This is a genomic window from Winogradskyella sp. (assembly GCF_013213835.1).
Classification (GTDB): Bacteria; Bacteroidota; Bacteroidia; order Flavobacteriales; family Flavobacteriaceae; genus Winogradskyella.
Map to the genome: position 1 here is coordinate 183143 of NZ_JABSSU010000004.1, position 26383 is coordinate 209525.

Annotated in this window: 25 protein-coding genes and 1 tRNA gene; 15 read left to right on the forward strand and 11 right to left on the reverse strand. The window is 32.9% G+C overall.

Annotated elements, in window-relative coordinates; all coding sequences use genetic code 11:
- Both HRU50_RS06615 and HRU50_RS06620 read right to left on the reverse strand, forming a co-directional pair.
- A complete protein-coding gene (locus HRU50_RS06615; protein ID WP_296349464.1) occupies positions 1–1605 on the reverse strand; it encodes a S8 family peptidase in 1605 nt (534 codons plus the stop codon).
- An 11-nt stretch (positions 1606–1616) separates the two neighbouring features.
- Positions 1617–2477 (reverse strand): MBL fold metallo-hydrolase, encoded by an 861-nt coding sequence (locus HRU50_RS06620; protein WP_296349466.1) that lies wholly within the window; start codon positions 2475–2477, stop codon positions 1617–1619.
- 132 nt (positions 2478–2609) lie between these two features.
- Between HRU50_RS06620 and HRU50_RS06625 the strand changes: the two genes are divergently transcribed.
- From HRU50_RS06625 to HRU50_RS06635, 3 genes are read left to right on the forward strand one after another with little or no spacing between them, the layout of a single operon-like run.
- Positions 2610–4445: a sodium:proton antiporter gene (locus tag HRU50_RS06625; RefSeq protein ID WP_296349468.1), complete on the forward strand. Its 1836-nt coding sequence runs from the start codon at positions 2610–2612 to the stop codon at positions 4443–4445.
- A gap of 33 nt (positions 4446–4478) precedes the next feature.
- Entirely contained in the window at positions 4479–5522 is a 1044-nt protein-coding gene (locus HRU50_RS06630) for a DUF3137 domain-containing protein (protein WP_296349470.1), read from the forward strand.
- Between the two features lie 9 nt (positions 5523–5531).
- Positions 5532–6233 carry a hypothetical protein gene (locus tag HRU50_RS06635; RefSeq protein WP_296349472.1) on the forward strand — a complete coding sequence of 234 codons (702 nt, stop codon included), beginning with the start codon at positions 5532–5534 and terminating at the stop codon, positions 6231–6233.
- 29 nt (positions 6234–6262) lie between these two features.
- On the opposite strand, the gene lepA is transcribed toward HRU50_RS06635, so the two are convergent.
- Positions 6263–8059, reverse strand: a complete 1797-nt coding sequence (gene lepA, locus HRU50_RS06640; RefSeq protein WP_296349474.1) for a translation elongation factor 4 — start codon at positions 8057–8059, stop codon at positions 6263–6265.
- A gap of 160 nt (positions 8060–8219) precedes the next feature.
- On the opposite strand from lepA, the gene HRU50_RS06645 reads away from it, so the two are divergent.
- From HRU50_RS06645 to dusB, 4 genes are all read left to right on the forward strand, one after another.
- On the forward strand, positions 8220–10607 hold the full coding sequence (locus HRU50_RS06645; RefSeq protein ID WP_296349476.1) for an outer membrane beta-barrel family protein: 2388 nt from the start codon (positions 8220–8222) through the stop codon (positions 10605–10607).
- 68 nt (positions 10608–10675) lie between these two features.
- Positions 10676–11308 carry a hypothetical protein gene (locus HRU50_RS06650; RefSeq protein WP_296349479.1) on the forward strand — a complete coding sequence of 211 codons (633 nt, stop codon included), beginning with the start codon at positions 10676–10678 and terminating at the stop codon, positions 11306–11308.
- 3 nt (positions 11309–11311) lie between these two features.
- Positions 11312–11701 (forward strand): DUF4345 domain-containing protein, encoded by a 390-nt coding sequence (locus HRU50_RS06655; protein WP_296349482.1) that lies wholly within the window; start codon positions 11312–11314, stop codon positions 11699–11701.
- A gap of 21 nt (positions 11702–11722) precedes the next feature.
- On the forward strand, positions 11723–12718 hold the full coding sequence (dusB, locus tag HRU50_RS06660) for a tRNA dihydrouridine synthase DusB (RefSeq protein WP_296349483.1): 996 nt from the start codon (positions 11723–11725) through the stop codon (positions 12716–12718).
- On the opposite strand, the gene HRU50_RS06665 is transcribed toward dusB, so the two are convergent.
- Positions 12715–13917, reverse strand: coding sequence for an FtsX-like permease family protein (locus HRU50_RS06665; RefSeq protein ID WP_296349485.1), 1203 nt, complete (start codon positions 13915–13917; stop codon positions 12715–12717). The two genes, dusB and HRU50_RS06665, sit on opposite strands and share 4 nt — an antisense overlap.
- Positions 13918–14310: a 30S ribosome-binding factor RbfA gene (rbfA, locus tag HRU50_RS06670; protein WP_296349487.1), complete on the reverse strand. Its 393-nt coding sequence runs from the start codon at positions 14308–14310 to the stop codon at positions 13918–13920.
- A 109-nt stretch (positions 14311–14419) separates the two neighbouring features.
- On the opposite strand from rbfA, the gene mce reads away from it, so the two are divergent.
- Positions 14420–14818 carry a methylmalonyl-CoA epimerase gene (gene mce, locus HRU50_RS06675; protein WP_296349490.1) on the forward strand — a complete coding sequence of 133 codons (399 nt, stop codon included), beginning with the start codon at positions 14420–14422 and terminating at the stop codon, positions 14816–14818.
- A 91-nt stretch (positions 14819–14909) separates the two neighbouring features.
- A tRNA-Ile gene (locus tag HRU50_RS06680) sits at positions 14910–14983 on the forward strand.
- Between the two features lie 150 nt (positions 14984–15133).
- Here the strand turns inward: HRU50_RS06680 and HRU50_RS06685 are convergent.
- From HRU50_RS06685 to HRU50_RS06700, 4 genes are all read right to left on the reverse strand, one after another.
- On the reverse strand, positions 15134–16246 hold the full coding sequence (locus HRU50_RS06685; RefSeq protein ID WP_296349492.1) for a transporter: 1113 nt from the start codon (positions 16244–16246) through the stop codon (positions 15134–15136).
- Positions 16247–16281: 35 nt separating this feature from the next.
- Positions 16282–16494 (reverse strand): hypothetical protein, encoded by a 213-nt coding sequence (locus tag HRU50_RS06690; protein WP_296349494.1) that lies wholly within the window; start codon positions 16492–16494, stop codon positions 16282–16284.
- A 46-nt stretch (positions 16495–16540) separates the two neighbouring features.
- On the reverse strand, positions 16541–17416 hold the full coding sequence (locus HRU50_RS06695; RefSeq protein WP_296349496.1) for a sugar-transfer associated ATP-grasp domain-containing protein: 876 nt from the start codon (positions 17414–17416) through the stop codon (positions 16541–16543).
- A gap of 81 nt (positions 17417–17497) precedes the next feature.
- Entirely contained in the window at positions 17498–19063 is a 1566-nt protein-coding gene (locus HRU50_RS06700; RefSeq protein WP_296349498.1) for a 7TM domain-containing protein, read from the reverse strand.
- 91 nt (positions 19064–19154) lie between these two features.
- Between HRU50_RS06700 and HRU50_RS06705 the strand changes: the two genes are divergently transcribed.
- From HRU50_RS06705 to HRU50_RS06715, 3 genes are read left to right on the forward strand one after another with little or no spacing between them, the layout of a single operon-like run.
- Positions 19155–19673, forward strand: coding sequence for a sigma-70 family RNA polymerase sigma factor (locus HRU50_RS06705; protein ID WP_296349500.1), 519 nt, complete (start codon positions 19155–19157; stop codon positions 19671–19673).
- A gap of 52 nt (positions 19674–19725) precedes the next feature.
- A complete protein-coding gene (locus HRU50_RS06710) occupies positions 19726–20640 on the forward strand; it encodes a FecR family protein (protein ID WP_296349502.1) in 915 nt (304 codons plus the stop codon).
- Positions 20640–23003: a TonB-dependent siderophore receptor gene (locus HRU50_RS06715; protein WP_296349504.1), complete on the forward strand. Its 2364-nt coding sequence runs from the start codon at positions 20640–20642 to the stop codon at positions 23001–23003. The genes HRU50_RS06710 and HRU50_RS06715 overlap by 1 nt, the downstream gene beginning before the upstream one ends.
- A 17-nt stretch (positions 23004–23020) precedes the next feature.
- Here HRU50_RS06715 and HRU50_RS06720 read toward each other — a convergent pair whose 3' ends face one another.
- Positions 23021–23566, reverse strand: coding sequence for a nitroreductase (locus HRU50_RS06720; protein WP_296349506.1), 546 nt, complete (start codon positions 23564–23566; stop codon positions 23021–23023).
- 272 nt (positions 23567–23838) lie between these two features.
- Between HRU50_RS06720 and HRU50_RS06725 the strand changes: the two genes are divergently transcribed.
- Positions 23839–24045, forward strand: coding sequence for a hypothetical protein (locus HRU50_RS06725; protein ID WP_296349508.1), 207 nt, complete (start codon positions 23839–23841; stop codon positions 24043–24045).
- Here the strand turns inward: HRU50_RS06725 and HRU50_RS06730 are convergent.
- Positions 24034–24624 carry a riboflavin synthase gene (locus HRU50_RS06730; RefSeq protein WP_296349510.1) on the reverse strand — a complete coding sequence of 197 codons (591 nt, stop codon included), beginning with the start codon at positions 24622–24624 and terminating at the stop codon, positions 24034–24036. The genes HRU50_RS06725 and HRU50_RS06730 overlap by 12 nt on opposite strands.
- A 100-nt stretch (positions 24625–24724) precedes the next feature.
- Between HRU50_RS06730 and pdxA the strand changes: the two genes are divergently transcribed.
- Together pdxA and HRU50_RS06740 are read left to right on the forward strand one after the other, a co-directional pair.
- Positions 24725–25765, forward strand: a complete 1041-nt coding sequence (gene pdxA, locus HRU50_RS06735; RefSeq protein ID WP_296349512.1) for a 4-hydroxythreonine-4-phosphate dehydrogenase PdxA — start codon at positions 24725–24727, stop codon at positions 25763–25765.
- 78 nt (positions 25766–25843) lie between these two features.
- Complete coding sequence (locus HRU50_RS06740; RefSeq protein ID WP_296349514.1) at positions 25844–26383, forward strand: DUF177 domain-containing protein; 540 nt, start codon at positions 25844–25846, stop codon at positions 26381–26383.

The window sequence follows — 26383 nt, forward strand, 5'->3', positions numbered from 1 at the left end:
TTATTTAATTTTTGAGGCCATGATTAAAGCGTTGTAAGCATTAGCTATTTTGCCAGATGTAGATAATTCTGAAAAAGATCTTACATCTTCAGCATCACCACCTACAACAACCTTTGTGGTTAACGGTAAACCAGAATCAACAATAACTTGTTTTACTTGTGCAGCTGTTAACTTAGGATATTGAGATCTTACTAAAGCCGCAATACCAGCAACGCCAGGTGCAGCCATAGAAGTTCCACTATTATAGTCATATTCATTTTCAGGCATAGTAGCATAGATTCCAGAACCTGGGGCAAAAACATCCACATTTTTTTGTCCATAGTTAGAAAAACCAGAAACCATTTTAGCACCATAATTTTGAGTTAAAGAACCAACTCTAATGTAAGTGTCAGACACCTCAACAAAGTTGACGTTATCGTCTGGGAAGTTTGGCTCAACATCTACATCTTTACTATCGTTACCAGCTGCATGAACGAATACCACGTCATTATCAGAGGCATACTTAATGGCATCTCTTACCCATTGTGAATACGGCGAAAAAGACTTCCCGAAACTACCGTTAATAACTTTAGCACCATTATCAACAGCATATCTTATTGCTAAAGCAACATCTTTATCGTACTCATCTCCATTTGGTACAGCGCGTATAGCCATAATTTCAATATTGTTTGCCACACCATTTGCTCCTAAACCATTGTTGCGTTCAGCACCAATGATTCCAGCAACGTGCGTACCATGAGCTTCAGATTTTTTAACAGGTTTTACATTACCATTACCATAACCAGTATCGGTTAAGTCGTTAATATTGTCTCCAGTAGTACGTCCAGAAAATTCTTTGTTAAGATGAAAATTAAGACGTTCGTTAATTTGCTCTTGAGCACCTTCAATTTCTTTACCAGCATCTGCCATAGAAATACCATTTGCAGTTATTTGATTGGCAATTTGAACGGCTTGTAATAATGAAGGGTCTTCTGTTTTTATAGCGCTTATTTCTTCACTTGTATAGTCTTCTTTGCCAAAGTGCTTTGTAAGGGTTTCATGTGCACTTTTTACAGCAGCAGAAATTTGATCATACTGAGTTTTATAACCTAAATATTTTTGATACTCTTTGTCGTGCAACGCTTTAGCTTCTTCAAATCTTGGATCTGACGTGTTGTTTGAAGCTAATAATCTTACATACTCTAATTGCTCATCATAAGCATCGCCAAGAAAATTCCAACCATGAATGTCATCTATATAACCGTTGTTATCGTCATCTTTTCCGTTGTTAGGAATCTCATCTTTATTCGTCCAAATCACATCATCTAAATCTTCATGATCTATATCTATTCCAGAATCAATAACTGCAACAATTACTTTTTTTCCTTTTTTGTTTTTTATGATTTCTTCGTAAGCTCTATCAACCGCCATACCAGGAATGGTATCTCTTTCTAAATCTAGATGACCCCAGTTTTTCTTTTCAGCTTCCGTTAACTCGGTGACTTTAAGTGGAGACGTGTCTATATTTTCAACTGGTGTTGAAATAATGTCTCCTGTAGATCCACAACCAAAAAATAATGTTGCAGAAAATCCTAAATAACCAATAATTCGATAATTCAATTTCATGTCAATAATGTTTATATAAATATGTCGTTGCACGTGTAGACTTCATCTAATCGCACACCTTTTTCTGTATGTTTAACTGTAATAATTTCGTTGTGAGCGTCGTGCTCTAAGAATAGATAATAGTTGTTATCTGCTGCTAGATTAAGAAAGATTTCTTTCTCGTCTAGGGTTAATAAAGGTCTTGTGTCATAACCCATTACAAAAGGTAGTGGTAAATGACCAGCAGTAGGCAATAAATCTGCCATAAAACAAATGGTTTTTCCTTTATAGTGTATCATCGGAATCATTTGTTTATCCGTATGACCATCAGCATAAAAAATGTCGAAACCGAGTTGAGAATCTTTAAGAATATGACCTTTTGGAAGATTGGTAAACTTTAGGTGTCCACTTTCTTCCATTGGCAGAATATTTTCCTTTAGAAAAGATGCTTTTTCTCTTCTATTGGGTTCTGTTGCCCATTTCCAATGGTCTTGGTTGCTCCAATAGTTTGCATTTTTAAACGCCACTTCATAACCAGTTTTGTTTGCATTCCAATCTACACTTCCACCACAATGATCAAAATGCAGATGGGTCATAAAAACATCTGTGATATCATCTCTATGAAAACCATGACTAGCCAAGGATTTATCTAGTGTATCATCTCCCCAAAGAAAGTAGTATCCAAAAAACTTGTCGCTTTGTTTGTTTCCCATGCCAGTATCAATAAGAATAAGTCTATTGTTATCTTCAATTAACAAACAACGTGCCGCAATGTCAATCATGTTATGGTTATCGGCAGGATTTGTGCGTTGCCAGAGGGATTTAGGAACAACCCCAAACATAGCGCCGCCATCTAGTTTAAAGTTTCCGGCGTTTACAGGATATAAATTCATAGCGCGCAAAATAAGAAATATGTACGCTATATGAGTGAAATTTCACAGATAATTAAGAAATGAACAGATAATAAAAAAAAACAAGTATCTTCAAGCTTTTTAAGAGTTAGTATAACAGAAAAAACGATATAAATGTTAGAGTTAGCAGGTATAATTATCCTCGGAATTTTAGCGCAATGGTTTGCATGGAAATTTAAGATTCCTGCAATTCTACCTTTAATTTTAATTGGGCTGTTGGTTGGTCCAATTGCTGCAGAGTTTATCAATGAAGATGGCTCTAAATGGATAGAGCCAATTTGGAACGGTAAAAAAGGACTTTTCCCTGGTGATAGCTTGTATTATTTTGTATCTCTTGCTATTAGTATTATTCTTTTTGAAGGTGGATTAACGCTTAAACGAAGCGAAATAAGAAACGTTGGCCCTGTTATTACTAAACTTATTACACTTGGAGCCGCGGTTACATTTTTTGGTGCAGCCATAGTAGCACACTATTTTTTTGGTTTAAGTTGGGATTTATGCTTCTTATTTTCTGGTCTCATAATAGTTACCGGACCAACAGTAATTACGCCAATCTTAAGAAATATTCCATTGAAACGCGATGTTTCTGCAGTTTTAAAGTGGGAAGGCATACTTATAGATCCAATAGGTGCATTAGTCGCAGTATTAGTGTTTGAATTTATTTTTGTTGGTGGTGAAGTTGGTTTTACCAAAACAGCACTTATAGAGTTTGGTAAGATTGTATTATTCGGAACGACTTTTGGATTCACCTTTGCCCATGCTCTAGTGTATGCAATTAATAAGAAATTTATTCCGCATTATCTTCTAAATGTAGTATCACTTTCAGTAGTACTCTTAGTATTTGTAGAATCAGAACTTTTTGCTCATGAATCTGGTTTATTAGCGGTTGTTGTGATGGGCATGGTAATTGGAAATAGTAAATTAGACAACATAAAAGAGCTTTTATACTTTAAAGAATCCCTAAGTGTTTTATTGATTTCAATCCTATTTATTCTGTTAGCTGCCAACATAAATTATCAAGATTTAATGTTGCTATATCGCTGGGAAACATTAGCACTTTTCTTAACTGTTGTGTTTGTAATAAGGCCTTTAGCGGTTTTAGCAAGTGCTCAAGGTTCTAAACTTAAAATGAATGAAAAGCTCTTTATCAGTTGGGTTGGTCCACGAGGTATTGTGGCTGCAGGTATCGCTTCTCTTTTTGGAAGTAAATTGAGAGCCGAAGATGTAGTAGGAGCAGAGTATATTACACCATTAGTGTTTATGATAGTTTTAGGAACCGTACTGTTTAATGCAACTACAGCACGATTATTTGCGCGTATTTCGGGTGTGTTCCTAACAAAGTCTGAAGGTATTTTAGTTATTGGCGCTTCAAAAGTGTCTCGTTTAATTGCGCAATATTTGGCAGAAAATGGAAGGCACGTTGTGTTAATTGACAGCAATCAAAATAATATCATTGAAGCCGAAAAAATGGGTATTGAAGCCCATACAGAAAATATTTACTCAGATACATTAAAAGATAACGTTGAATTTAACGACATAGGCTATTTATTGGCCTTAACAGGGAATGCAGACATTAACAAATATGCTGTAGAAAAGTTTAGCGCCCAGTTTGGGGAGCATGGTTCTTTTAGATTAGCTTCAAAAATGGAGCTTGAAAATGGTTCTATCTCACCTGAAGATGGCGTTTTTACTTTGTCCGATGACTTTAACAATCTGATGTCTGTTACTCAGAATTACCCAGAAATTCATGAAGTTGCCGTCAAAGATTTAGACTCTTACAATTTGGTTTTAAACAATGTAAAATCAAATAAAGATCAAATACCGTTATTTCTTAAAACAAGTAAAGATATTATTCATGTAATTCCATCGTTAGATGATAATGTTGAAAACGAAATTGACTCAAAAAGCAAACTAGTCTATCTTGGTCAAAAGTTTGATGACGTTAAATAGAGTTCTAATTAGACAATTACTTTTGAGTTATAGATGATAGAGCAACTTAATTTAGAAAAAGAAGCGAAATCCCTTGAAAACAGAAGAAGAAGACTTTTTGTTTTACATGGCTTATATAAATTTATTGTAGCGCCAATATTCCATATTGCTAAAGCAGTTAGCGTTGTTATAATCTTTGTAATTGTATTGTTTCCTCCACTTCTCATTTACCTCGCCGTTTCTGGTGGTGTTTGTATTATAACTGGCTTAATTCCTGCGCCAAGAATAATATATAAGCAAAGTGTTAAGGAGAAGTGTATGACACGCATTATTGCAAACATTAATTCAGCGTTAAACTTCAGTCTTTACAGTATTAACAAGGTGAATTTGAGAAATGCTGGTTTTTTTGGAAGCAGTTATTTTAATGACACCAAATATATTGTTGGTGACAATAATATTTCAGGAACATTGAATGATAAGGCCATAGAATTCTCTGAAGTTAAATTTTATAAGGAAACTGTTAATTACTCAAAAACTATCGGAGGTTGTTTACTGTCTATTTTACTGTTACCAGTATTTATTATTAGAGGCTTGTTAACGAGTACTCATGATGATGACGATTTACCAATTTTTGGAATTATAAAAGACGAACATGTGTTTTATAAAGGTCTATTTTTGTTCGCAAACCTTAAGCTTGACTTTAGTTCTAATTTTTTATTGATTCCTAATGAAAAATTGAAACAAACTGCGCAATTTTCAACTGAAGTATTTGGTAAACCTTTGAGTGCGCTTAAGCTAGAACAAGTTGGTTTCGCAGATAACTACACTTTGTTTTGTACCAATGAAAATTCTGAAAAGCAAATATTAGAATCTTCAATTATTTCAGCTATTCAAAAAACGTATTTAAAAGCAAACCTTAAGCCGATACTTTCGGTGGTTAAAGGCAACGTTTATATGACGATACCTAATCGAGGAAACTTTTTAAACTTTAATGTTGCAAAGAAAGTTGGTGGATCCGCGTTTTTTGAGCCTTATATCAATGAGTTTGAAAGATTTCAGAAGTTTATAGAAAGCATTACATCTCAATCGAGTAAGTAGTTATAAATAATGAGCGAAAAAAATAGAATAGATTATAGCAAATATGAAGTAGACGAATTAGCAGAAACCATTTCTGATGCTATTTTCTTTCCACTATATATAGGTAAAGTTTTCGGGACTGTACTCTTGGTGTTTTTAGTGTTTTTATCTTTGTTTGCGCATTTTTTTATTCCGAACACCTTTCTAGCAATTATATTTTGGATTATAACATTGGTTTTATCCTTGCCATCAGTCGTGTTATTTTCTGTAATTAGATTGTTCAGTACTATTCAGAGTGATATAGAAAAGGTATATGAAATTACATTAAAAACAGCTAAAGACGCTTATAATGATGGTGGACTCTTAAAAGCCCAACGACAAGGCGATGTGCCATTAAAAACTACGTTTGCAGATGTATTTAAAGGCGTTGCTCTATTCGTGGTGAGACCAGTTTTGTGTCGCGTTTTAGAAAAGCGTATTAAGTTTTTTTCTTATCCGTTTGTGTTTGTAATAAACTCAATATTTAAAAAGTTCATAACTAAACAATCTAAAGCAATTTCAGAAGAAGACGCTTTAAACGTACGGACTCAAAGTGATGAAGTAGAATCTAAAAATTATAAATTCAGCGGAACAACCTTTAAGGTTTTTAAGTTTCCTTTTAGGTTGGCTTTGGTTATTTATGGCTTTATAAACTTCTGTTTAGTTTATTTTTTCTATTGGGTGTTTTCTTAAATAGATGCCTCTGAAAAGGGAATTAAGTATTAATCATTCAACTTCAACACAGCCATAAATGCTTGTTGAGGTATTTCTACATTACCAACTTGGCGCATACGTTTTTTACCTTTTTTCTGCTTTTCTAAAAGTTTACGTTTACGAGAAATATCACCACCATAACATTTTGCGGTTACGTCTTTACGAAGCGCTTTAATGGTTTCTCTGGCAATAATTTTAGCACCAATAGCTGCCTGAACAGGAATATCAAACTGTTGACGCGGAATCAATTCTTTAAGCTTCTCTGTCATTTTCTTACCGATTGTATAGGCGTTATCAGCGTGTACTAAAGCTGATAATGCGTCTACATTCTGTGCGTTTAGTAGTATATCAACACGTACAAGTTTAGAGGTACGCATTCCGATAGGTGCATAATCAAAAGAGGCATAACCTTTAGAAACTGTTTTTAAACGGTCATAGAAATCAAAAACAATTTCAGCCAAAGGCATATCAAAGCTTAACTCAACCCTTTCAGTTGTTAAATATGTTTGGTTTGTTATTTGTCCACGTTTTTCAATACAAAGACTCATTACAGGACCAACAAAATCCGCTTTTGTGATTATAGTGGCTTTAATAAAAGGTTCTTCAACACGGTTTAATGTTGAAGGTTCTGGTAAGTCAGATGGATTGTTTACAATAACGATATCATCAGGATTCTTATTGGTATAGGCATAGTAGCTTACGTTTGGTACAGTTGTTATCACTGTCATATTAAACTCTCTATCCAAACGTTCTTGAATAATTTCTAGGTGCAACATACCTAAGAATCCACAACGGAAACCAAAACCTAAAGCTGCAGAACTTTCAGGTTGAAATACCAAAGAAGCGTCATTGAGTTGTAGTTTTTCCATCGAAGCTCTAAGCTCTTCATAATCTTCAGTATCTACAGGATAAATACCTGCAAATACCATAGGTTTTACATCCTCAAAACCATCAATTGCATTTGTAGTTGGGTTTTTAGCGTCAGTAATAGTATCACCAACTTTTACTTCGCGCGCATCTTTAATACCAGTGATTAAATACCCAACATCACCTGCTTTTATTTCTTGCTTTTTTACCTGATTTAATTTTAAAGTCCCAACCTCGTCAGCAAAGTAGTCCTTACCGGTAGCGATAAACTTAATATTTTGCCCTTTTCTAATTGAACCATTAATGACTCTAAAGTAAGTTTCAACACCTCTAAAAGGGTTATAAACAGAATCGAAAATTAAAGCTTGTAATGGTTCGTTAGGTTTGCCTTCTGGTGCTGGTATTCTATCAATAATCGCTGCTAGAATATTTTCAACACCAAGTCCAGTTTTTCCACTTGCAGGTATCACTTCAGAAGGATCACAACCTAACAAATCAACGATATCGTCAGTAACTTCTTCTGGGTTAGCACTTGGTAAATCTATTTTATTTAGAACAGGAATAATTTCTAGGTCATTTTCTAATGCTAGATACAAGTTAGAAATGGTCTGCGCCTGTATGCTTTGTGCAGCATCAACAATTAATAATGCACCTTCACAAGCGGCAATAGAACGAGACACTTCGTATGAAAAATCTACGTGGCCAGGAGTATCAATAAGATTTAGAATGTATTCTTCACCTTCATAAGTATATTCCATTTGTATCGCATGCGACTTTATGGTAATACCACGCTCACGCTCTAAGTCCATACTGTCTAATAACTGATCTTGTTTTTCTCTATCAGTTACAGAACCTGTAAAGTCAAGCAAGCGATCGGCAAGTGTACTTTTTCCGTGATCAATATGCGCAATAATGCAAAAATTTCGAATATTCTTCATCTATCAACTCTAAATAAGACTGCAAATATAACTGATTTCTTGTGCTTTGAGATAGCAATAACACCAATAAAAACAACGGAATTACGTTAAAACCGCAAGAAAAAGTAAAAAACAATATATATATTGCACTTCGCAACCTTATTTCTAACTAACTATTATCTTGAAGCTTCGTTTAAGTTTACTTCTTTTTTTACTGTCAATGTATGCATTTACTCAGAATTCGTCTATCGAAGGTAGAGTTATTGACGCGAATACAGAATTGCCGATAGAATTTGCAAATATTATCTTAATGAAAGATGATGTCTTTGTAAAAGGAACCTCAACAAATGAAACAGGTGGTTTTGAATTTGAAGGATTGTTTAACGACACGTATGTTATTCGTATCAGCTACATTGGTTATGCAGATTTTGAACAGATTGTTATTTTAACAGGTGATTTAGATTTAAAAAATCTCAAACTAAAAGGTTACCCAGAGAGCCTTGATGAGGTGACAATTATTGCCACTAAACCTACAATTACTAAAAAGCCTGATAGACTTGTTTTTAATATTGAAAATACAGCCTTGGTTGAAGGCTCAACTTTGGGTGTTCTAAAAAACACACCAGGCGTTATTGTTAGTGATGCAGGCATTAATATAAAAAGTGCACCTGCAACGGTATTTATAAATAATAGACGTGTTCAATTAACCACAGAAGAACTCATTCAATTATTAGATAATTCTCCGGCCAATAGTATAAAATCTATTGAGGTCATCACTAATCCACCTGCAAGTTATGATGCTGATAGTGGCTCAGTGATTAATATTGTAATGAGTAAAAATTTAATTACTGGTTACAGAGGAAATATTGCAACTAATTTTACTCAAGGCGTGTTTCCAAGATATAATGCGTCTACGAGTCATTTCTTTAAAAATGATAAGATAAATCTCAATCTTAATTATAGTTTTTCAAAGAATAAAACCAATAGAGATAATGACGATGCGGTTGATTTTCTTAATAGTGGCGGCGCAATAGAGCAGCTTTGGCTCTCAAAAACAAACCGCAATACTTGGGTAGAAAATCACAACCTCAATATGAGTTTTGACTATTTTCTAACTTATCAAAGCACGTTAAGCTTAACAAGTACCGCTTTATATACACCTTATTTTAAGTATCAAATTAATAATAAAACAAACATTTTTGATGCTGATGGAAATTTTATATCGAGCTTTAATGCACTAAACACTTCAAGAGATAATAAATACAATATTGGTACTGACCTTATTTTTAGTCATAATTTTAAAAATGAAGCGAGTCTTTCAATAAATGGACATTTTACAGTTTATGATTACGAACGTGAGCAAGATGTTTTTCAAGATGAACTGACCGATGATGATTCTGACTTTAACACATTAGCAAATCAAGAAACACACATCTATTCAGGTAAGGTAGATTATAGCCTACCAATTGGAGACAGCTCAAGTTTTGAAACTGGCGCAAAATTTTCTAATGTAAATACAGATAGTGATATTACCCGATTAAACAATATTGGTGGATCAACGGTTATAGATGAAGCGAATACTGACGCCTTTAAATATGACGAAAGCGTTTTTGCGGCCTATGCAAATTATAGTAAATCTTGGGATAAATGGGATTTAAATGTTGGTTTAAGAGCAGAACAAACAAATATTGAAGGAGAGTCTGTAACGCTAAGCACAACCAACACCCAAGATTATTTAAATGTATTCCCAACCTTAAGTGTGTCGCACCAACTCACTGACGATGTAAGCATTAGTGGTAATTATAAACGAAGTATTGTAAGACCAAGTTATACCAACTTAAATCCGTTTACACTCTTTTTAAATGAAAATACACGCGTACTTGGTAATCCAAATTTATTACCAACATATATAGATGATTATAAAATTGGAGTAGAGTTTTTAAGATATTTCACGGTAGAAGCTTATTATATGAATTTTGATGGAGACATTGCTGAAATACCAAGACAAAATAACGATACCAATATCATAGAATGGACTCCAGTAAATCTAGACAACAAAGTTGATTATGGATTTGATTTTTCGTGTGTGTATTATCCGTCAAGACGATATGGGTTTTCCGCAGTTTTATCCATTTTTAATGTGAATGAAGAGGCTAACTTTGGGAATGAAGTGGTGGAATTAAACCAGTGGTCTCAGTTATTTATTTTCACGCCATACTTATCTTTATTGAAAGATTATAGTCTTAATATCAATGCGAATTTTTGGTATGTGAACAAACAACTTCAGAATTTACAAACCATAGAAAACCAATTAATTTCTAGTATCAATATTTCAAAAACAATCTTAAACAAAAAAGGTGTGTTAACCTTAAGTGTTGAAGACATCTTTAACATGCAAGATTTTGATGTGGCCGTCAACTATTTAAATCAATCGAGTAGAGGTTTTATGGATCTAGATAATCGTTTTGTAAAACTAGGGTTCCGATACAATTTTGGAAACACAAAATTGAGCACCAATGAGCGCGCTACTGAGGCTGAAGAAAGAGATAGGATTAAAGATCTTGATTAAAACAATTGAGGCTTAAGGCATAACAAATTTTATTGTATATTTCGAATCTATCTAAATCAATATTTAAAATGAAAAAATTCTTTGCTCTTGTATGTGTATTTAGTTTGTTGACCGCATTTACATGCGAAAACGAACCATTAGATGACAGTTTAGACGCTAGTTCTAACAATGATACTGGTGGAGGTGATAATACTGGTGGAGGAAATACTGGTGGTAATGCAGCTGATTTAGTTGGGACTTGGATTTTAGACGAATTTTCAGCAGAGGCAAGTTCTGATGTGGATTTTGGTGGTCAGTTGATTTCTTCAGACGTAGAAGTATACAGCACAACTGTTGATTATACAGTGGTTTTTACAGATAGTGATTTCACAACTAATGGGAGTTATAGTTATGTTGCTGACGTTACTGCAAATGGAATGAATTTTGGAAGCGACGAATATACTTTAGATAATGTTAATGGTTCTGGTGGATATACTGTAGAAGGTAATGAAATTTCTACTGATGGAGCGTTCTTTGAATTCACTTTTGAAGGTATGGATGACTCCTTGTTAGATGGTCCACAAACCGCGAATTTCTCGTTCTCAAACAACGGACAAACACTAACATTTTCTCAAAACCAAACAACAACAGAAACGGATGAGTTTACAGGTGCTACTGTAACATCAACAACCGTAAGTTCTTCCGTTTGGACGAAGCAATAAATCATGAAACATAAAACAATAATTACCAAAATACATTTAGTGATTTCGGTAATTATTGTTATTCCAGCAGCGCTCATCTATGGGTTTGAGCCTCAATTATTATTGGATATGTTAAACGAAACCATAGACGAGCATAATTTTTCTAAAGCTGTCATGGGAATCTATCTGTCATTCTCAATACTATGGCTTACAGGTCTGTTTAAATCTCAATATTTAAAGTACGCGATAATTACGAATATTTTTTTCATGTTAGGTCTAGGAATTGGGCGTGTTATTAGTATTAATGTAGATGGTTTTCCTACGACACCATTTCTTTTAGGTACACTAGGAGAATTGATTCTTGGTTTTTATGGTGTTTGGCTTATTAACAGTAAATACATTGAAATGTCTTAGATTTGCATCAAAACTAAAGATTTGGTTAAGATAGGTGATATAGAATTAGGAGAGTTTCCGTTGTTGTTAGCACCAATGGAAGATGTGAGTGATCCTCCATTCCGTGCGTTATGCAAGGAGCAAGGAGCTGATGTAGTATATACTGAGTTTGTATCTAGTGAAGGTCTAATTCGTAATGCAGCTAAAAGTGTTATGAAGTTAGATATTTATGAAAAAGAACGTCCTGTTGGTATTCAAATTTTTGGTGCCAATATGGAAAGTATGCTTCAAACCATTGATATTGTTGAGAAATCTAATCCAGATATTATAGACATAAACTTTGGGTGTCCAGTAAAGAAAGTCGTTTCTAAAGGTGCAGGAGCAGGCATCCTTAAAGATGTTTGTCTTATGGAAAAGCTTACTGCCGAAATGGTAAAGCGCACCAGTCTTCCGGTAACCGTAAAAACACGTTTAGGCTGGGATCACGATTCTATAAAAATTGTTGAGGTTGCGGAACGACTGCAAGATGTTGGCATTAAATCTATTGCTATTCATGGTAGAACCAGAGCTCAGATGTATAAAGGTAATGCCGACTGGAAACCTATTGCCGCTGTAAAAAACAATCCTCGTATGCATATTCCTGTGTTTGGAAATGGTGATGTAGATACACCAGAACGTGCTGCAGAGATGAGAGATAGTTATGGCTTGGATGGCGCAATGATAGGTAGAGCAACTATAGGAAATCCATGGTTTTTTAAACAAGTAAAGCACTACTTTAAAACAGGTAAACATCTACCACCAATTTCAATGACAGAACGTGTAGAAGCTGCAAGACGTCATCTTCAAATGTCAATTGATTGGAAAGGGGAGAAGCTAGGTGTTTTCGAAACCAGACGTCATTATACCAATTATTTTAAAGGTATACCGAACTTTAAAGAATATAGAATGAAAATGGTAACCAGCGATGATTCTAAAGATGTTTTTGCTGCTTTTGATGAGGTTCTAGAGAAGTTTGGAGACTATCAATTCGCACATTAATTGTTAATCAACTTCTGGGTAATACGTTGCGAAGCAATTCTTGAAGCAACAATACCTAAAGTAAGAATTGTGACCAATACAATCAAAATGTTTATCGGGTCCATATGCACAGGATAGGCTAATTCTGGGGTTAGCATTATTAACTCAAATGTTTGTTGTAAAACCACAACTAAAACACCTAAAAACACACCGATTAGACCACTTACTAAGGTCATTAAGCTACCTTGAAAAAAGAAAATCGTTTTTATCGTTTTAGGCTCTGCACCAATATTAAATAACGTATTTAGTGATTTTTTCTTGTCTAGAATCATCATAATAATAGCTCCAATCACATTAAATAAGGCGATAATAATAACCAATGTAAAGATGAGGTAAATAGCGAGGTTCTCGGTGTTTAGCATTTTGTATAATGCGTCATTAAGTTGCTCTCTATTCTTGACTTCAAATTGATTTGGAAACTTATCTTGTATGTTTTCTCTTATGGCGTCTTCATCAGCATTTTCAATGAGTTTTATTTCTAAAGCACTCATCTGATTTTCCTTGTAACTCAAAAGTTCTTTGGCAAGTTCAATATTACTAAAGATATATTCATTGTTGAGTTCTTCATTAATATCAAAAAGGCCAACATTTGTAACAAAAGCAGAATTATAAGCGCCTTTAATTGAAGTAATTTGTCCTTTACCAGGTTTAGGAACATAAACCGAAAGTGGTTTTAGATAATCAAAAACTCCAAAGGAAAGATTATTAGAAATGCCCCAACCAGAGATGACCTCATTTCCGTCTTGCGATACCCATTTGCCTTGTTTTATCATGGAGTCAATACGAGTAACTTTAATAAAATTACCATCAACTCCTTTAAGTGTTGCTAAGATGTTTTTGTTTTCAGATTTTAAGATAACACGTTCTTCTATGACCTTAGAATAAGAAAGTATGCCATCTATATTTTCAAGTTCATTGAGATCATTATCAGTGAACGTAAAGGATTTCCCTTGCGCAGGTATTAGTTTTAAATCAGGGTCAACAAAAGAAGAAAATTCGAGGCTATAATTTTTTAATCCAGCAAACACAGAAAGCACAATAAATAGTGCTGCTGAAGCAATAACCACACCACCAGATGCAATAAGTGTCATTATATTAATAGCATTATTACTACTCTTAGAAAAGAGATAACGTTTTGCTATATATAATGGAAAATTCACTTAAGATTTTTTGCGCTTATCTAAAAGATCAGGATCTTCTAATGGGTTGTCTTCACCTTTAAGAGAACGTTCAATACCGTCAATATACTCTAAAGAATCATCAATAAAAAACTCTAGCTGAGGCATTCTTCTTAATTGGTGACGTGTGCGTTGCGCAAGTTCGTGACGAATTAATGGTGTATTAGATCTAATACCTTTTAGTAGCTCTTCAGCTTCTGTGTTTGGGAAGATACTGAGGTAAACCTTAGCAATAGACAAGTCTACAGTTACACTTACTTTAGTTACTGAAATGATAACACCTTTTAGACCACCAGATGAAGCGGCGTGTTGCAAAACTTCTGCTAAATCTTGTTGAAGAATACCACCTATTTTTTTCTGTCTATTACTTTCCATGTGGCAAAAGTAGCTGATATTCCCCTATTATAGTATTTTTATGTAACAAAAATCATGTTTTAAGATGAGATTAATTCCGTTATTTCTCAAAAATTAAAAACCATTAAGGATGTTAAAAATTGAACATATAGGTATTGCCGTAAAGGATATTGAAAACTCAAATAGTTTATTTAAATCATTATTTGGGGAAGCGCATTATAAAATAGAAGATGTGGAAAGTGAAGGTGTAAAAACGTCTTTTTTTAAGTGTGGTCCAAATAAAATAGAATTGCTTCAAGCCACAAATGAAGATAGTCCAATAGCAAAGTTTATTGAAAAGAAAGGTGAAGGCATACATCATATAGCATTTGCAGTAGATGATATAGAAAAAGAACTAGAACGATTAACGAATGAAGGGTTTAGTCTTATTCATAAGGTGCCTAAAAAAGGTGCTGATAACAAAATTATAGCCTTTCTACATCCAAAATCTACAAATGGTGTACTTGTAGAATTATGTCAAGATGCCTAATATTAAATTGAAACAAATTTCTTGTAGAGTATTAAAATATATAGTAATATTGCACACTCTTTAATTTTAAAGAGATTGACAAGCGTCAATAGGTCCTATAACTCAGTTGGTTAGAGTATCTGACTCATAATCAGAAAGTCCCTGGTTCGAGCCCAGGTGGGACCACAAACGTAAAACTGTTTCATTAATTTGAGGCAGTTTTTTTTATTTTTATTCCAATGATATTCTGGGCGAGAAGTTTATGTTGAGCTAAGTCCAAGTAAGCCTAGGCGGGACCACGAATAAACTCTTTAAATTATGGATTTAAAGGGTTTATTAAAACGTATATTTCAACCCAATACCGAGGTAATAATTGTTATAAGACCTAAATATCATAGAACTTAAATTTTCATTATTTGAGCCTCTATCAATAAAATATGCTTGAGAAACAAAAGACCAATGGTTAGAAAACTTATAGCTTGTATTGCATTTAAGACGCAAATAATCATAGCTTAACAAGTCATTGTCATTGACAATAAGATCTGTAAAGTTGCGCTTTGCATAGCTCGCTAACAATGATAGATTTAGCTTTTCTTTAGAATACGATACATATAATTTTGGTGTAATTTCGTTATAACCAAATCTATCATCACTTAGGTCTAATCGTTTTGTATAAGCCAAAGAAGGATAAATGGTAATTGTTTTTGAAAGCTGCATTTTATAAAAACCTCTTACACTAAGTAAATTCCAAGTTCTATGTTCTTTATTAAAATCATCATCTTCATTTACCGTTTCTATATTGTATTGTCTTTGAATGAAACTTGCGTTTATGCCTGAACTTCTTAGCAAATGATTTTTCCATTTTACGGTTTTAAAGCCAGCATTTACACCATATTTATAATAGCTAACTTCTCGTGTTTCAGTTGGGTCAAAATTCTTTTTTCCATAGTGAGCACCTATGAAAGAACGATTATTTTCAAATAGTCTAAAATTTAACTTACTATCTAAATTTACCACATTGTAACCAAAAGTAGTGCCTAGTTCATTTTCATCAGCATCTAAACCATTTTGGTCTTTAATAAAATATTGTGTACTGTTTTCCCACGAACTATTTTTACCAATATCTAATCTATAAGTCAATTTAAAATCTGCAATTAAGCGATTTGATTCTGACTCTGAAAAGAAAAATCGTTTTTGAGGTTTTACAGATATTTTAAATAACGATTTACGAGCTTCTTTTTTATATTTTAAATGGCCCACAATATCTTGATAAAAACTACTCTTGTAAATTTCATCTTCACTTAAGAGTTCATCATCTATAAAAATTTGATTTGGCGCTCTAAGAATATTAGACTCGTATCCGCTTAAAGAGGATACTGAAACGTCTATTTGCGAATAAGAAAATGAACTTAAAACAAGGCATAGCAAGGTTAGGATATAATGTTTCATTATAAAAAATTAAGGATTAAAATGTGGTTTTTAAATTATTTATCGATGCAGACTACAGCTGATGCTTTACTTATTAGATTTTCAGTGCTGACATCACTTGCTAATCGTTGATGTTCTGGTATACTTTCTATAGTATAAACTAATGGTTGATTAATTTTTTTATCTATGGTTGTTGTAGAATATAATGCTGCGCTTATAATTATTACTAATAAGGTTAAGTATGGTAATGGTGACTTTTGATATTTCATGTGTTTGTTTTTATGTATAACCGTTTAGTTAGAAAAAACCCTGTAATTATTTCAACATTTTTTTCATGCCTTGCTGATTGGCTAATTGAATGCCTAAACCCGGACGCACATTAACTTCCATAATTAATGGTCCTTTATCTTTATCAATTACAATATCTACACCTAAATACTGAAGTGGAAAATGCTTTGCCACTCTGAGTGAAACGGCAATTATATGTTCCCAATACGGTATGCGTTTGCCTAAAATGTTGTTGTTATTATCTGGATGCGATTCAAAGTATTGTTTACCATTATAAGCAAGTTGAAGTTTACCTTTTTTCATATCGATACCAATACCTAATCCACCTTGATGTAAATTGGCTTTTCCATCAGATTCGTCTGTTGGCACACGAAGCATTGCCATAAGTGGTTTTTCATTTAAAAGAATTACTCTAAAATCTGGCACACCTTCAGGATAAATTTCATGAAAGAATGGATGTGGTTCAATACATTCTTCAATTAAAACCCTATCGTCAGAACCTAATGAGTAACGTCCCATAATAATGCTAGCCATGTGCAGAAAAATCTGTTCGTCATCAACCAATTGTCCACCAGAACACCATTGGTTTTTATCATTTTTACGCAAAATTTTAATTCCGCCACCGCCACTTCCATTTGCTGGTTTTATGGCTATTTTATCATACCTATTTATAGCTTGCCATTGGGCTTGTATGTCACCAATACGTTCTATAACAGCATAGGTTTTTGCACAGTCAATACAATGCGTCTCTAAAATAGTTTTAGTAAGTACTTTATCATCCGCTAGCTTATAGTATTTACGTTCGTTATTAGGATAAATTAAAGAAACGTTTCTCTCGTTTATACCTAATACCTTAGTACTATTACCCAAATAATTATTGATTCTATGTTTTAGATTTCTCATTATCTCTTTGTGTTTTTTTGACCTATCAAGAGTGGTTTATATTGTATGGCCATCAACGCTATAAACCACAACTTGTAGGATTTATTTTGTAATTAATTTGCTGAATCGTTGGTATTCGAATAATCGTAGTCCAATCCACTTTCCCAGCTTTAAGGATATGGCCAATACCAGCAATAACAATTCTGGAAAGAGTAATAATATTGTTTTAATTACCACCGAAGAAAACACCAAATAGCAAATTGATGTTGCTACTAATGTTTGAAAAAGTGTACTTAATGCTTTTTGATGACCATCTTCTTCTATAGCTCTAGAAAAACGCTCTGCCATTATAGAGATGATAATAATCGGAAAAAATGTTATTGTAGTAAGCCACTGTAGTTTATAGTGTAACCCAACAGATAGTAACATTAACATTATGATAATTGTAGCAGTGAGCACTACAGCCATTTTTGGTGTATATAACAACCCCCATTTATTTAAAGGAAATGACAGCAATACAACAATTAAAGTCATTAACAAAAACAATAATATGCCAGAAACATAGCCGGTTGTAGTAAGTGTATAAGCAATAAGTACAGGAAGAAAAATGCCAAAGGTTTTTAAACCAATTACATTTTTAATAAGAGAAATTAGCAAACCACCTAGAGGTAACAGTAATAGAAAATAAAGTACGCTTTTAGGAATGATTTTACTTTCTAAAACCTTTAATAACGAAATAGGATGCCCACTTAATTCTTCAATATTAGCACTATTTATAAAAGGCACATTGTTAGCTGGTTTTATTTCATAATTGTAATCGAAAAGAACACTAGGAGTATGTGTAATTAAAAAGTGATCGCCAGTATACAGCTCTAAATAATTAGATGGTAGATATGCAAAATGGTTGTTAAGCACGTCAAAAGGAATCCATGTGCCATTTATATTTACTTCTGTCCAAAGATGAGACGTACGCTTCTTGGTTTCTTCTAAAATTAATCCACCCTTTAATCGTGCTGCTATTCCTCTATTTCTGCAAAGCGCCACAAACAATCTTGCCTTTCCGTTACATGATGCTTGGTTTTGTTTAAAAGCAGTTAAAGCACTTGTAAGGTCTCTAATTGGTGCTGATGGAGTTTTATTGACATAATCATAAAGGCTTGTAACTAAAGATTTTAAATCTTTTGTGTTCTTAGTTAGTATTCTAGCTAAAGAATCAATTGATGGATGATGCACTTCTATATGTTCTTCTTCCACTAAATAATTGGCATATGATGACGATGCTTTTTCTAAAGATAAATTTTCGGCAATATTATACTTAACGGCTTTTCCTTTAAACAAAAAGCTATAATTAATACTATGAAACTTACTTGTGGTTTTTGAACGCCAAGTAGCACGCTGGTTTTCTTTTTCATCCTTTATTTTAAAGGTCATCTTTTCGTAGTCTTGTTCTACATTAGAAATTTTTTGTCTATGATTACTTTTGGGCAAATAGGATTTTACAAATACCTTTTTATCATCGCCTTTTATGTAAAAGTTATAAGACACTTCATAAATAGAGCTTGGCATAAAACCACTTAAGGTTTTTGTCAGTGGTTTTAGTTTAAATGCCATAGAGAGCATTGCAAAAGCTATTAAAAGGTAAATGGTAATTTGGAAACTTTTATTCATTTTTAAGATTGTTTTGTTCTATAACAGCTTCGTAAAAAAAAACCCTGTTTAATTTTTTATTAATTAAGTTTGTGTGCCTATTTCGTAGTTTATGAAGAACACTTTAGCTTCCATTTGCGAGAAAACTGTTTTTGAAAAAGTCTTTAAAGACTATTCGTTGCTACTTCGTAATTTTATATATGCCAAATGTGGTGATGTATCTAAAGCTGAAGATTATACACAAGATGCTTTTGTAAAACTCTGGAACAACTGTGCAAAAGTGCCAATAAACAAAGCCAAGTCGTACTTATTTACTATTACTAAAAACGCTTTTTTTAATGATTACGAACATCAAAAAGTAGTTTTGAAATATAAAGCTCTAAAGGCGGATAGAGTAAATAATGAAGACCCAGAATTTGAGTATAGACAAAAAGAATTTCAACAAGAATTAAACAACGCTATTAATAGACTTACAGACAAACAACGTGAAGTTTTTTTATTAAATAGAATTGAAAAAAAGAAATATAAAGAAATTGCAGAAATACTTGATATTTCAGTAAAAACTGTAGAAATGCGAATGAGTAGTGCATTAGTTTCACTTAGAAAAAGTATAAAAAATTATAAAATATAATAGGGTTTATTTAATTAAACTGGTTATAAATACAAAGACGAAAATTTAGTGTATGAAACAACAATACGACGATACATATTTAGCGCGTTGGGCGGCTGATGAACTTTCAGAACAAGAACTGAAAGATTTTAAAGCTTCTGATGACTATATGTACTATAAACAGATTGTTGATGAGCTTGAAGACGCTAAATTTCCTGAATATGATTTAGACTATAATTTTGAAGCTACTATACAAAAGATTGAAAAACAACATAAAGAAACTAAAAAAGTTAAACGTTTGTGGCCAGTTTGGACAAGCGCTATTGCTGCTTGTCTCATTGTTTGTTTTGGTCTATTGTTCTTTTTAAAAGAAAGCACGTATTCGACTCAACTTGCTCAACAACTACAAATTGAACTTCCGGACCAATCTGAAGTAAATTTAAACTCAGACTCAGAATTAACTTATAAAACATTCAGATGGAACCAAAATCGAGAGCTTAATCTTAAAGGTGAAGCATCTTTTAAAGTAAATAAAGGTAAAGCCTTTACCGTAAACACATCTCAAGGAAGCGTAACTGTGTTAGGAACGCAATTCACTGTTAATTCAAGAGAGAATTACTTTAACGTCATTTGTTATGAAGGTAAAGTAAAAGTAACCGCAAATAATAAAAAACCAATTGTTTTAACTAAAGGGGAAGCCGTTCAGTTTAAAGCAAATTTAATAGAAGAATATACTGTACAATCTAACATCCCAGAATGGTTATCTAAAGAAAGTTCGTTCTACAATACACCAATTTTAGAGGTTATAAATGAGCTAGAACGCCAATACAACATAACCATTAAAGGTAAAAAACATCTAAAACCTAATCAATTTACTGGACGATTTAAACACGATAATTTAGAGCTCGCTTTAAAAACAATTTTTATTTCAATGGATATTCCTTATACTTTTGCAGACAACAAAACTGTTGTTATAAAAAAGTATTAGTGAATAAATATATTACGATTGTTTTTCTGCTCTTCTGCTCTTTTTTTTGTTCTGCTCAAGAAAAAAATCAAAACGTTAGTTATACCAATCATCCAGTAAAAGATATTATTCAAGACATCGAAGATGTTTTTCCTTTAAGATTTTCGTTTAATAATTCTGTTATAGAAAATAAAGTAGTTAGCTATAGTGGCACATTAAATTTAGATGTGTTACTCGATATTATTTCCGCTCAAGCCAGCCTCAACTTTGAATTTCTGGATAACGAAAATGTTATTATTAAACCTATTAATGAAGATAAACTTAGTGCTACCCAAAAGCTTGATGAAGTATTATTGGTTTCAGAATATCTGACGTCTGGTTTTAACCAAAATAAGAAAGATGGCTCTATATCGCTTTCGCCAAAAAAAATAGGTGTACTTCCAGGTCTTATTGAAGCAGATGTATTGCAGAGCTTGCAGTTAATTCCTGGAATATCTAGCCCAACAGAATCTGCAACAAATCTACATATTCGAGGTGGCACACCAGACCAAAACCTAGTACTTTGGGATGGTATAAAAATGTACCATCAAGGTCATTTATTTGGAATGATTTCTGCATTTAATCCTTATATAACAGAACGTGTAGACGTTTATAGAAGTGGTGTAAGCGCAAAATATGGCGACCGTATTTCTGGTGTTATAGACATGCAATCTTCTAACGATATTTTATATAAAACGTCTATAGGTTTTGGCTCTAATCTCTTAACTGCAGATATTTTTGTTAAGACACCGATTATTAAAGACAAGTTGGGTATTCTTATTTCTGGAAGACGTGCTTTAACTGATGTTTTTGATTCACCTACTTTTAGTCAGATTGGTGATAAAGTATTTCAAAATACAAAAATAGAAGAGTCCAATAACCTTCAAGAAGAAGAGGAGTTAACTATTCTTAAAGATAAATTCTATTTTACAGACTTTAACCTTAAAGCCTTATGGCAAGTTTCAAACCATCATCAAATTACCTTTAGCGGCTTATTAGTAGATAATACTTTAGATTATGCCAATATTGATGAATTTGACCAATCATCCTCAGATAAGTTAGATTTAACAAATAGTGGTTTTAGTTTATCTTCAGAGCACTATTTAAATAAAAAATGGTCTTTAAGCAGTAGTTTTCATTATTCAAATTATGAATCTCAATATATCTTGAATGAAATCCAACTTGAAGAAGAAGACAATGGTTTTAATAGATTAAATACGGTTAAAGATATTGGTTTCACCTTACAATCTTCTCACAGTATTAATTCTAATTCTAGCATAAATCTTGGATTAGATTATACAGACAGTGATGTGGCGTTTAATATTAATTTCTTGGAAGAAGATGAGCAAGACGAAATACAACAAAGTCGTATTCAGGTCTTAAGTGCTTTTGCTGAATATGATTATTCAAAAACAAAATTTACCCTAAAACCTAGTCTACGCTTTGTAACTTTTTCAAAAATTAATAAAACCTATTTAGAACCTCGCTTCTATGCAGATTATAAACTAAGCGAAGCATTTACCATTAAATCTTCTGGTGAAATAAAAAATCAATCTGTTAGTCAATTAGTAAGTTTAGAATTTAATGATTTAGGCTTAGATGACAACATTTGGACCTTGGCAGATGAAGATGAAGATATTCCTGTACTTAACAGCAAACAGATTACTACTGGTTTCTTAATTAACCATAACGGCTGGAAAATAGATGTTGAAGGGTATTACAAGTATAATAAAGGAATTACTTCTTTTACACGTGGTTTTAACAGCTCTTCTATAGAAGATAATTATACATCTGGCACAAGTGTTGTTTACGGTATAGATATATTGATTAAAAAGCGAATAAAGCGTTTTAGAACATGGTTAAGTTATTCTTTAAGCAAAACTGATTTCAATTTTAGTGACATACAATCTTCAAAATTTTCGGGGAATTTTGACCAAACTCATGTGCTTTCAGTTTCTGGAAGTTACAAGTTTAAACAATTACAAGTGTCATTAGGATGGAATATCGCTACAGGGAAACCTTTTTCATCACCTTCTGGCATTGACACTTTTCAAAATGAAAGCAATGAAACCGAAAACGTCTTAGTATATCAACAACAAAACGATAACAGACTAAACACTTATCATCGTTTAGACGCCAGTCTTTTATATGATTTTAAACTAGGAGCAACAAACAAAGTAAAGGCAAGAATAGGATGTTCTGTGCTAAATATATACAACCAAAAAAATGAGCTTGATAAACTTTTTAATCTTGAACAGGACGAAAACGAACAACCTGAAATTGTACAACAAACGCTTTTAGGTTTGGGTATAACACCAAATTTGGTGTTTAGGATTTCGTTTTAGAATTAAGGATGTACAATTCAAAGCCATTCAACCTTATCTCCAATTGAGCTTGGAACGCGCTCCATTGAAGGTGTTTCAATATAGCCTAAGTAGAAAAAGCCTAAGCAGCGTTCACCTTCTTTTAGATCAAAAAACTCACCCATATATTCAATAAGTGCAGGTGAACTCCAATAACCGCCAAGTTCTAAATCTTGAGTTGCCAACCACAGGTTTTGAACAGCCATTGCTGTTGCTGCTATTTCTTCCCATTCTGGTATAGTTTCATGTCGTTGCATACAAATCGCTATAACAGCTCCTGCTTTTGTAGGGTTGGTTTTTATTTTATTGTATTTAAAATCTGAGAATTTTGGAGTTGTACTTTTGAACTTTTCTGCAAGAAATTCGCCAAGCTTTATTTGAGATTCACCAAGCACTACTTTAAATCGCCATGGTTCTGTTTTTCTGTGCGTTGGTGCCCAATTCGCTGCTTCTAATATTTGTTCTATTTTCCATTTTTCAACAGTTTTGTCTGAAAATTGATTAGTATAAACAGAACGTCTTTTCTTTATAGTATCTAAAATCATATCACCTTTTTTAAAGCAAATTTACTGTAATTTGAATTGGTAAAGCCAAGTTTTTTATGCCTATCACTGTGCATTCAATTTGGATGTAAAAAAGGTTAGTTGAGACTATATAATTAAGTTATTAACTATTCTATTAAGAAAAGCTTAAAAAATGCATTTCATCGACAATATTTGCGTTTAAAAGACGTTTTTTAACTAAATAAATTGGGTGACAATAGTTTTTTTTATACTTTTGGCCCTTGATTTGATATATATACCGCATTATTAACATCATGCACAACAACAATAAATTTGCCCTAGTGTTGCTAATTTTAGTAAGCTTTGCTTCTAATGCTCAAACAGTAACACCTCCACCTCCACCTACTGGACCTCCACCACCAGGGTTTCCTATTGATAGTGGTATTCTTATTTTGTTTGTTTTTGCCTTTTTATTTGGAATATATAAAGCAAGTAAGTTTTCAAAAAAATCAGTGTCTTAATTCATTTAAGCGCTTTACATATTTTCCAATCACATCAAATTCTAAATTAACAATGTCACCTACATTGAGGTGCTTAAAGGTAGTATGATTATAAGTGTAAGGTATAATAGCTACGGAAAAGCTATTTAATTTAGAGTTCACTACCGTCAAACTCACACCATTAATCGTTATTGAGCCTTTTTCAATTGTAACATTGCTTAAACTTGGGTCGTATTCAAAGGTATATATCCAACTTCCGTTTTCCTCTTGCACTTCTGTACATGTAGCTGTTTGATCAACATGACCCTGAACAATGTGACCATCTAATCGATCCCCTAATTTCATAGCGCGCTCTAGATTAATGGCATCACCTACAGATAATCGTCCAATATTGGTTTTATCTAAGGTTTCCTTTATAGCTGTAACAACATAATTGTCTTTATCAATACTTACCACAGTTAAACAAACACCATTATGAGCAACACTTTGATCAATTTTTAGTTCGTCGGTAATAGAAGAACTTACCGTAAGATGTAGATTGGTGTTTTCTTGTTTTAGATCTTCAATTTTACCTAATTTTTCTATAATCCCTGTAAACATGCTATTTGTTTAAATTAAGTTAGATTTGCATTTACAAAGTTACTTACTTAAGAGTTGCCTTAAATCAATTTTAATAAAAAAATAGCATTATTAGAGTAGTATGAAACATGAAGAAACAGTTGTAGTCGGGATTTCCATTGGTGATCTAAATGGTATTGGGCCAGAAATAGTGCTAAAAGCATACGAAGACCCCAGATCATTAGAACTAAGTACACCTGTGGTTTTTGCTTCTGGTAAAACAATGCAGTTTTTTAAAAATCAATTTAAGAGTAAAATTAATCTCTTTAATATTGATAGTGCTGACAAATTAGTTCACGGTAAGTTTAATGTAGTTAATGTTTGGAAAGAGCCTGTGAAAATTGAATTTGGTAAAGAAGATAAAAAAATAGGTTCTTATGCTATTAAATCTTTGGAAGCGGCAACAAATGCTTTGAAAAATGGTAAAGTAGATGTCTTAGTCACAGCTCCAATTAATAAGCACAATATTCAATCTGAAAAATTTAATTTTCCTGGACACACCAATTATTTGGCAAAATCACTCAATGGAAAAAGTTTGATGTTTATGGTGTCCGAAGGATTACGCGTAGGGCTTTTAACAGACCACGTACCACTTAAAGACGCTTCAGAACATATAAATGAAGACCTTATAAGAGAGAAGTTAGAGACTGTAATAACCTCACTAAAACAAGATTTTAGAATTAGAAAACCTAAAGTTGCAGTATTAGCTATAAATCCTCATGCTGGTGACAATGGAGTTATAGGTGAAGAAGATGATACGGTATTAAAACCTGCTCTTGAAAAAATACGAGCTGAAGGCCATTTAGTGTATGGGCCATATTCTGCTGACAGCTTTTTTGGTTCTAACACATATAAGAGTTTCGATGCCATTATTGCATCATATCACGATCAAGGTTTAATTCCTTTTAAAACCATAACATTTGGTCAAGGTGTAAATTTTACAGCAGGTTTAGATAAAGTGAGAACATCACCAGATCACGGTACTGCTTATGAAATTGCCGGCAAAAACAAGGCTGATGCAGGTTCTTTTATACAAGCAATAGAGACAGCCATTCAGATTTTCAAGAATAGAACAGAGTATTTACACTATAGTAAAAGCCCTCTAAAAAAGGTGTCAAAATAGATATGAACAAAAATTGTTAATATCTGAGTGTAAATAAGGAAAAATTTATATATTTGCACGCTCAAAATGTGTGTGGTAATGAAGGTATTAAAAGAATATAATATACCGTTTATAGGTCTAAAAGTAGGAGAACACCATTTTGATTTTGATGTAGAGAATACGTTCTTTCAAAATTTTGAGTATGATGAGTTTAATGCAGTTGACATAAAAATTGACCTAAACTTTGTAAAGAAAACGACACTATTAGAGTTGTATTTTACAGCAACAGGTTTTGTAAATATCAATTGTGATTTAACTAACGAACCATATAACCAAACTATTGAAGATGAGTTTAAATTGGTTGTAAAGTTTGGCGAAGCGTACAATGATGATAATGAAGATATCTTAATTGTACCTCATGGTGAGTACGAAATTAATGTTGCGCAATATATATATGAACTTATTGTGTTAGCTGTCCCAGCAAAACGGGTTCATCCAGGTATTGAAGACGGCACATTAAAGTCAGATATACTTTCAAAATTAGAAGAATTAAGTCCTAATGTAGGCGAAGAGAAGAATGAATCAGAGGATATTGATCCTCGTTGGAATAATTTAAAGAAACTATTAACGGATAAATAA

Coding starts and splice junctions, on each gene's coding strand:
- HRU50_RS06700 (WP_296349498.1), bottom strand. CDS start 19,063: ATGAATAAAAGTTTCCAAATTACCATTTACCTTTTAATAGCTTTTGCA.
- HRU50_RS06740 (WP_296349514.1), top strand. CDS start 25,844: ATGAAGGTATTAAAAGAATATAATATACCGTTTATAGGTCTAAAAGTA.
- rbfA (WP_296349487.1), bottom strand. CDS start 14,310: ATGGAAAGTAATAGACAGAAAAAAATAGGTGGTATTCTTCAACAAGAT.
- HRU50_RS06650 (WP_296349479.1), top strand. CDS start 10,676: ATGAAAAAATTCTTTGCTCTTGTATGTGTATTTAGTTTGTTGACCGCA.
- lepA (WP_296349474.1), bottom strand. CDS start 8,059: ATGAAGAATATTCGAAATTTTTGCATTATTGCGCATATTGATCACGGA.
- HRU50_RS06725 (WP_296349508.1), top strand. CDS start 23,839: ATGCACAACAACAATAAATTTGCCCTAGTGTTGCTAATTTTAGTAAGC.
- HRU50_RS06695 (WP_296349496.1), bottom strand. CDS start 17,416: ATGAGAAATCTAAAACATAGAATCAATAATTATTTGGGTAATAGTACT.
- HRU50_RS06620 (WP_296349466.1), bottom strand. CDS start 2,477: ATGAATTTATATCCTGTAAACGCCGGAAACTTTAAACTAGATGGCGGC.
- HRU50_RS06615 (WP_296349464.1), bottom strand. CDS start 1,605: ATGAAATTGAATTATCGAATTATTGGTTATTTAGGATTTTCTGCAACA.
- pdxA (WP_296349512.1), top strand. CDS start 24,725: ATGAAACATGAAGAAACAGTTGTAGTCGGGATTTCCATTGGTGATCTA.
- HRU50_RS06635 (WP_296349472.1), top strand. CDS start 5,532: ATGAGCGAAAAAAATAGAATAGATTATAGCAAATATGAAGTAGACGAA.
- HRU50_RS06690 (WP_296349494.1), bottom strand. CDS start 16,494: ATGAAATATCAAAAGTCACCATTACCATACTTAACCTTATTAGTAATA.
- HRU50_RS06720 (WP_296349506.1), bottom strand. CDS start 23,566: ATGATTTTAGATACTATAAAGAAAAGACGTTCTGTTTATACTAATCAA.
- mce (WP_296349490.1), top strand. CDS start 14,420: ATGTTAAAAATTGAACATATAGGTATTGCCGTAAAGGATATTGAAAAC.
- HRU50_RS06705 (WP_296349500.1), top strand. CDS start 19,155: ATGAAGAACACTTTAGCTTCCATTTGCGAGAAAACTGTTTTTGAAAAA.
- HRU50_RS06655 (WP_296349482.1), top strand. CDS start 11,312: ATGAAACATAAAACAATAATTACCAAAATACATTTAGTGATTTCGGTA.
- HRU50_RS06710 (WP_296349502.1), top strand. CDS start 19,726: ATGAAACAACAATACGACGATACATATTTAGCGCGTTGGGCGGCTGAT.
- HRU50_RS06685 (WP_296349492.1), bottom strand. CDS start 16,246: ATGAAACATTATATCCTAACCTTGCTATGCCTTGTTTTAAGTTCATTT.
- HRU50_RS06730 (WP_296349510.1), bottom strand. CDS start 24,624: ATGTTTACAGGGATTATAGAAAAATTAGGTAAAATTGAAGATCTAAAA.
- HRU50_RS06625 (WP_296349468.1), top strand. CDS start 2,610: ATGTTAGAGTTAGCAGGTATAATTATCCTCGGAATTTTAGCGCAATGG.
- HRU50_RS06630 (WP_296349470.1), top strand. CDS start 4,479: ATGATAGAGCAACTTAATTTAGAAAAAGAAGCGAAATCCCTTGAAAAC.